The 1,752-nt window shown below is 61.0% G+C and carries 3 protein-coding genes; 2 read left to right on the forward strand and 1 reads right to left on the reverse strand.

The window, feature by feature from the left end; genetic code table 11:
* Positions 1-166: 166 nt before the first annotated feature.
* Together DLJ49_RS21180 and DLJ49_RS21600 are read left to right on the forward strand one after the other, a co-directional pair.
* Positions 167-391 carry a recombinase family protein gene (locus tag DLJ49_RS21180; RefSeq protein WP_115395477.1) on the forward strand — a complete coding sequence of 75 codons (225 nt, stop codon included), beginning with the start codon at positions 167-169 and terminating at the stop codon, positions 389-391.
* A 473-nt stretch (positions 392-864) separates the two neighbouring features.
* Positions 865-1,059, forward strand: a complete 195-nt coding sequence (locus DLJ49_RS21600) for a hypothetical protein (protein WP_147277394.1) — start codon at positions 865-867, stop codon at positions 1,057-1,059.
* A 130-nt stretch (positions 1,060-1,189) separates the two neighbouring features.
* Here the strand turns inward: DLJ49_RS21600 and DLJ49_RS21185 are convergent, their stop codons facing one another.
* Complete coding sequence (locus DLJ49_RS21185; protein ID WP_115395478.1) at positions 1,190-1,684, reverse strand: type I restriction-modification enzyme R subunit C-terminal domain-containing protein; 495 nt, start codon at positions 1,682-1,684, stop codon at positions 1,190-1,192.
* Positions 1,685-1,752: the final 68 nt, after the last annotated feature.

Raw genomic sequence — 1,752 nt, forward strand, 5'->3', positions numbered from 1 at the left:
AACGAGGCCAGACGGCAATAACCGGGCAGTCTTCCGAGACACGGGCATGGGCACCTCTCCATCGCAACATCTTGCGACAAAGGTACCAAGCTGCCCCACTGGTTGCACCGAGAATGAGTCAGAGCCCCGATTCCATGCCGATTGACAATTATCCAAGGATCAGAAAGTGTTGGAGAAGATCATTTCCGACGCCGAGCAGGGAGCGCCACGCAGCTTCGATGTCCTCGTCGTGCCCTCGATGTGCCGGCTAAGTAGAAATTTCGAGAAGGTGGACGCCTATTACACCCGCCTCCGTCAGGCCGGTATCAAGGTCACGTTCTGTGATATGCCGCTATACCCGGATGAGCCCTTCGGGATGATTCGGGAAATGTCTGAACGTCTGCGCAGGTAGGCGTTTGCAAGTTGTCTCAGTAGTGGGCGGCGGTTGATCAAGTGCCATGCGTCGCGCATGAGGCGGCGACGGGTGCGCGGGAAGGACCGCGCACGCCGGCGCGCACCGCGCAGTCCAACGGCCGTCGGGTCCGAGGCGCGAGGGGCGCTTCGGGCCGGATCGACGACCCCGACGCTGCGCAAGGGCAGCTACCTCCCCAGTGTCTGCGAGCCGCACGAAGCGGCCGAGAAGGCGCTCGCGGCCGCCATCCAGAAGGCCACGGGCACGGCCTCTCGACGCGCGCCGTTGACAACCTGGTGCTCGCCATGGGCGGGAGGGAGGTGTAGAAAAGGCGAGTGAGCCGGACCGGTGCCGAGATCAACGAGCGCGTGCGTGCGTTCCTCACCAGCCCGCCAACGAGTCTGTGGCTCGGAGCAGAAACCATTGATTGATCTGCCGGTCCGTGGCAACGGCATGATCAGAAGGAGGTCGCCATGAAGCTGCGCCCTGAACAATTCTCGTTCAAGCAACGCGCGGCAGACAAGGCAGCCGCGCGCGCCCAAGATGAGCTCCTGCTCCGATCGGGCAGCATCCCGCCCGGCAAGATGGCCCGCACCAATGGCGGTGAAGTTCGAGGCGTCCGGTACGTCGGTCCCTCCGCCAAGATTCGCCGGCTCGTTTCGTCCTGACTGCAGATTTATGCGGACGAGACCAGCGTGTTACCGCGTCCGTCGAGGCGGACTGCGATCATAGGTTGGTTCGCCGAAATCTACCCGGGCGGAAGACTCAGGAAAGCGCACACCCCTGCGTCCGACCACTTCAACCGACGTCAGCCGCATCATCGCTACCTTCGGCACTCCGGTTCAAAGTACGGAGCCTCGCCAAGAAGAGATCTGTCTCATCATCCGTAAATAAGCCGTCAGGCCCATCCGGTGTCAGGTCGGTAAATGGGCTCTTGTAAACCAGCCCTGGATCGATCATGCCATTTCTCGTGAGATGTTCGATCACCATACTGACGAATTCGATCTGATCGGCCGATGCACCATCGGCGATGAAGTCGGCAAAATGGTCTTGTATTGCACCTCGATCCAGTCCGACAATCGACCTCAGGAAAACCCCGAACCCACTGACCTGCGCAGCCTCCGTATTTCTGGCGGTCTCAATATCGGCGTTGGAGCCAACGCCAGCCTCCAATAGCATCCGTTCGAGTTCGGCAATGTCGAGTTTCGTCAGGGGCCGGCCGGACCTCAATCGCTTAACAGGCCGCTGAAGAAGTGCGGCTGGAAGGACGTTTTTCCGGGCGCGGGTTTCCAAGTTGAGGCGGTAGCGGCCCGGGACGTGTGGATCGGTTCCGAGATGCCCCGTGTTTCAGGCCGCCAGAA

The sequence above is a fragment of the Rhodovulum sp. 12E13 genome (assembly GCF_003340565.1).
Classification (GTDB): Bacteria; Pseudomonadota; Alphaproteobacteria; order Rhodobacterales; family Rhodobacteraceae; genus HLUCCA09.

Excerpts from the sequence above, each read along its gene's own strand:
- DLJ49_RS21600 (WP_147277394.1), top strand. The coding sequence starts at position 865 with ATGAAGCTGCGCCCTGAACAATTCTCGTTCAAGCAACGCGCGGCAGAC.